Annotated in this window: 6 protein-coding genes and 1 pseudogene; 5 read left to right on the top strand and 2 right to left on the bottom strand. The window is 58.1% G+C overall.

The window, feature by feature from the left end; translation table 11 throughout:
- Positions 1 to 36: 36 nt before the first annotated feature.
- Positions 37 to 456 (bottom strand): annotated as a pseudogene (locus tag ACOYNV_RS25010) (vWA domain-containing protein); the annotation flags it as partial.
- Between the two features lie 191 nt (positions 457 to 647).
- Positions 648 to 869, bottom strand: a complete 222-nt coding sequence (locus tag ACOYNV_RS25005; RefSeq protein WP_422902525.1) for a hypothetical protein — start codon at positions 867 to 869, stop codon at positions 648 to 650.
- A gap of 140 nt (positions 870 to 1,009) precedes the next feature.
- Here ACOYNV_RS25005 and prfB point away from each other — a divergent pair.
- The 5 genes from prfB to ACOYNV_RS24980 all read left to right on the top strand — a co-directional run.
- Positions 1,010 to 2,114 (top strand): peptide chain release factor 2 gene (gene prfB / locus ACOYNV_RS25000; protein WP_422902524.1). Its coding sequence is split into 2 segments (ribosomal slippage): positions 1,010 to 1,090 and positions 1,092 to 2,114, totalling 1,104 coding nucleotides; the frame shifts between segments, so codons are not numbered across the junction.
- Between the two features lie 54 nt (positions 2,115 to 2,168).
- Positions 2,169 to 3,683, top strand: coding sequence for a lysine--tRNA ligase (lysS, locus tag ACOYNV_RS24995; protein ID WP_422902523.1), 1,515 nt, complete (start codon positions 2,169 to 2,171; stop codon positions 3,681 to 3,683).
- Positions 3,684 to 4,007: 324 nt separating this feature from the next.
- Positions 4,008 to 4,769: a glycine zipper 2TM domain-containing protein gene (locus ACOYNV_RS24990; RefSeq protein ID WP_422902522.1), complete on the top strand. Its 762-nt coding sequence runs from the start codon at positions 4,008 to 4,010 to the stop codon at positions 4,767 to 4,769.
- A gap of 145 nt (positions 4,770 to 4,914) precedes the next feature.
- Positions 4,915 to 6,186, top strand: coding sequence for an O-acetylhomoserine aminocarboxypropyltransferase/cysteine synthase family protein (locus ACOYNV_RS24985; protein ID WP_422902521.1), 1,272 nt, complete (start codon positions 4,915 to 4,917; stop codon positions 6,184 to 6,186).
- Positions 6,186 to 6,371, top strand: a 186-nt coding sequence (locus ACOYNV_RS24980) for a hypothetical protein (RefSeq protein ID WP_422902520.1), incomplete at its 3' end; no start/stop codon positions are given. The genes ACOYNV_RS24985 and ACOYNV_RS24980, both read left to right, overlap by 1 nt.

Here is a 6,371-nt window from a genome sequence, read left to right as displayed (position 1 = left end):
CACTGGCACTTTCAAGTTGCCGAATTCATGGTAGTTTCACGGCGCCGCGCACAGGTTACCGGCACCTCGCTTGCCCATCTCGACCATCAACGTTTCATTGAAATCGCTTCCCAGTCCGTAGGTGGAGGTACTGACCCCCTTCTCGGCCGCTTCGGCACAGAAGGCGGCAATTTCATTGGTATCTTCCGTTTCGCCGACATTGGCATTTCCGTCGGAAAGCAGGATGACGCGGGCGAGTGCGGCATTCCGGGCCTCCGGCAGCAAGGACTCCATGCCGGCCTTCCAGCCGCCGTAAAGGTTCGTCGAGCCGCCGGAGCGGATCTTGGCCAGCGCGGTGTATAGCAGCTTGCGGTCACCGACCGGACGGGCCGGCACCAGCGTATTGACGTGGTCATCGAAGACAACCAGGGACGCGACATCGGTCGCGTTGAGACGATCGATGATGTGTCCGGCGCAGCGAACGGCCTCCGGATCCCGATCCGGCCCAGAAGAAGGTGCGCAAGCCCTACCACCTGTCGCTGGTCATCGATCGCTCCGGATCCATGTCCGGCGAACCGCTGATGGAGGGGAATGTGACCCGGGTCGGCAGCTTTCCTTCACAATCACCAAACGGATCGCCCAGGACTTACGAGTTCTATTGAAGCTGCTTAATCGAACAACCCTGGCTGAAGCGGCGCAAGGTTTTTACACTTGACCGTAAATCTCACCGGCGTTCCGCTACGCCCGATGGCTTCCACCACCATGCGATCAACACTGCTCTCGGCCACCACCCGAACGTTGTAAGCACTGCTTGCCAGTTTACTGGCGCCGCCAATGTAGGTTGCAACAGCACCAATTTGCGGACGCCAGACGGATTTTTTTCGGGCCATTAGGTTTAACCGTTGCGAATAATTCAGCCGCGGATTTTATCAGCCTCCCGGAAAAACTGCCATGAGCGCTCTTGCCTCGCCTGAATGCCGGGTGTTCAGCGTATATAATTCAACGTTTGTCGTTTATCCCTCGGAATATCATGGAAGCAGAACAGCTCAATATCATCGCCAACCGACTCGTGGATCTCGCTCAGCGAACCACCGAGTTGCGGAGGTATCTTTGACTACGATCAGAAATTCGATCAGCTAGACGCCGTATCCCGCGAGCTCGAAGACCCGAAAATCTGGGACAACGCCGAACGTGCCCAGGAACTCAGCAAGGAAAAGAAATCGCTGGAAAACGTTGTGTTGACCATCGATCAGGTCACCGACGGCCTCAAGGACGCCGACGAGTTATTCAGCATGGCGCGTGAGGAAAACGATGACGACACACTTGAAGCCGTCTCCAGCGACGTAGACAACATCGAAAAACGGGTTGCGACGCTCGAATTCCGACGCATGTTCAACAACCCGGCCGACCCGCTCAACTGCTTCATCGACATCCAGGCCGGTGCCGGCGGTACCGAAGCTCAGGACTGGGCGTCGATGCTGCTACGCATGTACATCAAGTACGGCGAACGCAAGGGCTACGCGGTCGATGTTCTCGAAGAATCCGAGGGCGACGTTGCCGGCATCAAGACGGCCACCATCAAGCTCACCGGCGATTACTGTTTCGGCATGCTACGTTCGGAAACCGGCATTCATCGCCTGGTTCGCAAATCACCGTTCGACTCGAATGCCCGTCGCCATACCAGTTTCTGCTCGATCTTCGTCTACCCGGAAATCGACGATTCGTTTGAGATCGACATCAACCCGGCTGATCTGCGCGTTGATACCTACCGCGCCTCCGGGGCTGGCGGCCAGCACATCAACAAGACCGACTCGGCCGTGCGCATCACGCACGTTCCGTCGGGCATCGTCGTCCAGTGCCAGAACGACCGTTCGCAGCACCGCAACCGCGCTGAGGCGATGGCCATGCTGAAATCTCGCATGTACGAAGCAGAAATTCGCAAGCGCCAGACAGAACAGCAGAAACTCGAAGACTCGAAGACCGACATCGGCTGGGGCCACCAGATCCGTTCCTACGTACTCGACCAGTCGCGCATCAAGGACCTGCGTACCAACGTCGAAGTCGGCCATACGCAAAGCGTACTCGACGGTGATCTCGACCAGTTCATCGAAGCCAGCCTGAAACAGGGCGTCTGATCCTTTCGATCACGCGTTTCACCAATATTCAAATCTTTGATTGCGAGACACACCATGTCCGAACCAAGCAGCCCGCCGAACAACGCCACGACGCAAGACGAAAACCACATCATCACCGAGCGCCGCGCGAAGCTCGCGGAATGGCGCGCCACCGGCAAGGCCTACCCGAACGATTTCTCCCGTGAGAACACCGCCGGCAAGATTGCCGAAGTCTATGAATCAAAATCCGGCGAAGAACTTGAAGCCGCGCCGGTCGAGGTCAAGGTTGCCGGGCGCATCATGCTCAAGCGCGTCATGGGCAAAGCCTCCTTCATCAGCATTGCCGACCTCTCCGGCCGCATCCAGCTCTACGTCGCCCGTGACAAGGTGGGCGAGGAAACCTATGCCACCTTCAAGCGCTGGGACATCGGCGACATTATTGGCGCCATTGGCACCCTGTTCCGTACCAAGACCGGCGAATTAACCATCCAGTGCTCGGAAATCCGCCTGCTTACAAAATCGCTGCGCCCGCTGCCCGAGAAGTTCCACGGCCTGACCGATCAGGAACAGAAGTACCGCATGCGCTATCTTGACCTGATCACCAACGAGCAGTCGCGCTTCACCTTCATGGCCCGTAGCCGCATCGTCCAGTCGATCCGCAATTACATGACCGATCACGGCTTCCTCGAAGTCGAAACGCCGATGATGCACCCGATCCCCGGTGGCGCCTCGGCGCGCCCCTTCAAGACGCACCACAATGCGCTGGATATGGAGCTTTTCTTGCGTATCGCGCCGGAGTTGTATCTGAAAAAACTGGTCGTTGGCGGCTTCGAGAAGGTCTTCGAAATGAACCGCAACTTCCGCAACGAAGGCATGAGCCCGCGGCATAACCCCGAGTTCACCATGATGGAGTTTTACGAGGCGTATACCGAATACCGCAAGCTGATGGACTTCACCGAAGGCTTGTTGCGCCATGCCGCACGCGAAGCTCTGGGCACCGAGGTGTTTCAATATCAGGGGCGCACCCTCGACCTTTCCAAGCCGTTTGACCGCCTGACCATGGTCGAGGCGATCCGTAAATACTGCCCGCAATACACGCTGGAACAGTTGAACGACGCCGAATGGCTGAAGCAGAAGCTCACTGCGATGAAGGCCGATGTCAAGAATGGCATGGGCCTGGGCACCCTGCAATTGCTGATGTTCGAGGAAACAACCGAAGCCGATCTGTGGGACCCGACCTTCATCATCGACTATCCGGCCGAGATCAGCCCGCTGGCCCGTTGCAGCGACGACAATCCGGAGGTTACAGAACGCTTCGAATTGTTCATCGTCGGCCGCGAGATCGCCAACGCCTTCTCGGAATTGAACGATCCGGAAGATCAGGCCGCGCGCTTCCTGGAACAGGCCAAGGCCAAGGATGCTGGCGACGAGGAAGCCATGTACTACGACGCCGATTACATTCGCGCCCTCGAATACGGCCTGCCACCCACCGGCGGCTGCGGCATCGGCATCGACCGGCTGGTCATGCTGCTGACGGACTCAGCCAACATCCGCGACGTCATACTCTTCCCGCAGATGCGCCCTGAGTAATGCGCCGCAGGTGCATTACGAGGAAGTACTCTTGGGGTGCGCCCTGAATAATGCGCCGCAGGTGCATTACGAGGAAGTACTCTTGGGGTGCGCCCTGAATAATGCGCCGCAGGTGCATTACGAAGAAGTACTCTTGGGGTGCGCCCTGAGTAATCGCCGCAGATTACGATGCAACATTGCTATCAAAGGCAAAGCGTTTCATAATTTGCAAGGCAGTCACCTGTATCACTCAGGTGATAAGTTGTATTTGTTTGTATCAAGCGTCTACTAAATGCCGAACAGCGGCGTTTATCGCTCACCACCAATAAATCAGTGAGGCGAAACATGGAAAACCAGACCCGTAGCACCCACCCGATGATCATCGTTGCCGCAACCACGGTATCGATCGCCAGCTTGGCCGCCATTGCCTCGATCGCCGGCTGGATACCCGGCAACAACAATAACAATGTTGCACCAGCCGCACAGGTGGCGGTCGCCCCGACTACTCCACTTCCTGCAACGCCCGCTGCGATAATCCCTCCGGCTCCAGTCGCCGCACCTGTGGCAGCTACCCCCGCCCCCGCAAAAGCGGCTCCGGTTCGCCAAGCGGCACCGCGCAGAGCCCCGAGGGAAGACGAGTACGCTTATGATTCAACGCCCAGCTATAACAATCGTGGCGCGACCCCGGTAGGCAACTACCCGATGAACGACAGCGGCGTCTATGTCGAGCAAGGTCGTCAGCAACGGCAACAACAGCAGCAATATTCGAATACCTGTCGCGACTGCGCCACCGTCGAAAGTGTGCGTGAAGTCAAACAGGATGGAGAAGGTACAGGTCTTGGCGCCATCAGCGGTGGTGTCGTAGGCGGCCTGCTTGGCAACCAGATTGGCAACGGACGTGGCAAGACGGTCGGTGCCGTTGTCGGCGCCGTTGGCGGCGCTTACGCCGGCAACGCGGTCGAGAAGAACGTTCGCAGTTCAAAACACTATGAAATCACGGTCCGCCTTGACGACGGCAATACCCGTGTTTTTTCGGAATCGCAACCGCCCTCGGTGCAGCGTGGGGATCGAGTGCGAATCAGCAACGGCCAGTTGAGCCGCATGTAAAGGATTTCAGAATCACGCCAAAGCGCCCTTCGGGGCGTTTTTTTCTTGTTCCAATGAACGCTGTCGATATGAATTCTCGATCTGAAGCGAGCATTCCAAGTGCTAATATTCGAACTTTGCATCCAACACTGCCACGGGAGACCCCATGAAACTTGAAACACTCGCTGTACACGCTGGTTACAGCCCTGAGCCCACGACCAAAGCGGTTGCTGTGCCGATCTACCAGACGACTTCGTACTCGTTCGACAGCACACAGCACGGCGCCGACCTCTTCGACCTCAAGGTTCCTGGTAACATCTACACGCGAATCATGAACCCGACCCAGGATGTACTGGAAAAGCGCGTTGCCGCGCTGGAAGGCGGTATCGCTGGACTGGCGCTGGCCTCGGGCATGGCAGCCGTCACCAACTCGATCATGACCATCGCCGAAGCCGGTGAAAATATCGTTTCTGCAGCCACGCTGTATGGCGGCAGCTACAACCTCTTTGCCCATACGCTGCCACAGTACGGTATCGACGTGCGCTTCGCCGACCACCGCGATCCGGACTCCTTCGAGAAACTGATCGACGGCAAGACCAAAGCCCTGTACTGCGAGTCGGTCGGCAACCCGCTCGGCAACGTCACTGACTTCGAGTTGCTCGCTGAAATCGCCCATCGCCACGGAATACCGCTGATCGTCGACAACACCGTCCCCTCGCCCTATCTGTGCCGCCCCTTCGAACATGGCGCCGACATCGTGGTGCACGCGCTGACCAAATACATCGGTGGCCACGGCAATTCGATCGGCGGCATGATCGTCGATAGCGGCAAGTTCCCATGGGCCGACCACAAGGCCCGGTTCAAGCGCCTCAACGAGCCGGACGTTTCCTACCACGGCGTGATCTACACCGAAGCCCTCGGCGCTGCCGCCTACATCGGTCGTGCGCGCGTCGTTCCGCTGCGCAACATGGGCGCCGCCATTTCACCCTTCAACGCCTTCCTGATCCTGCAGGGGCTGGAAACGCTGCCGCTACGCATGGACCGCATCTGCGCCAATGCAGTCAAGGTCGCCGAGTTCCTCAAGGGCCACGCCAAGGTGTCGTGGATCAATTACGCCGGCCTGCCCGAGCACAAGGACCATGCGCTGGTTCAGAAATACATGGACGGCCGTGCTTCCGGCATCCTGACCTTCGGTGTCAAAGGGGGCTTTGCGGGCGGCGGGCGCTTCCAGGATGCGCTGCAACTGTTCACCCGTCTGGTCAACATCGGCGATAACAAGTCACTGGCCTGCCACCCGGCCTCGACCACGCACCGTCAACTCGGGCCGGACGAAATGGCCAAGGCCGGTGTTTCGGAAGACATGATCCGCCTGTCGATCGGCATTGAACACATCGATGACCTGATCGCCGATCTGGACCAGGCTCTCGCGGCAGCCTGATGTCAATCAGCATCATCAGCACTGCGGCACCCAAACTTCAGGCTGATGATGCCGAGATCGAGCGCTATGCCGTGCTGCTCGACTGCCTTGGTGTCGGCTTGCTGGTGTATGGGGTCGACGCCGAGGTTTGCCTTAGGAACGGCTACGAAATAACTTCCCGATTTTATCTTCTCACCTGCATTGAT

It is taken from the genome of Propionivibrio sp. (assembly GCF_049316945.1).
Lineage (GTDB): Bacteria > Pseudomonadota > Gammaproteobacteria > Burkholderiales > Rhodocyclaceae > Propionivibrio.
Note: the sequence above shows the minus strand (reverse complement) of the source record. Positions and strands in the feature narration are given on the sequence as shown.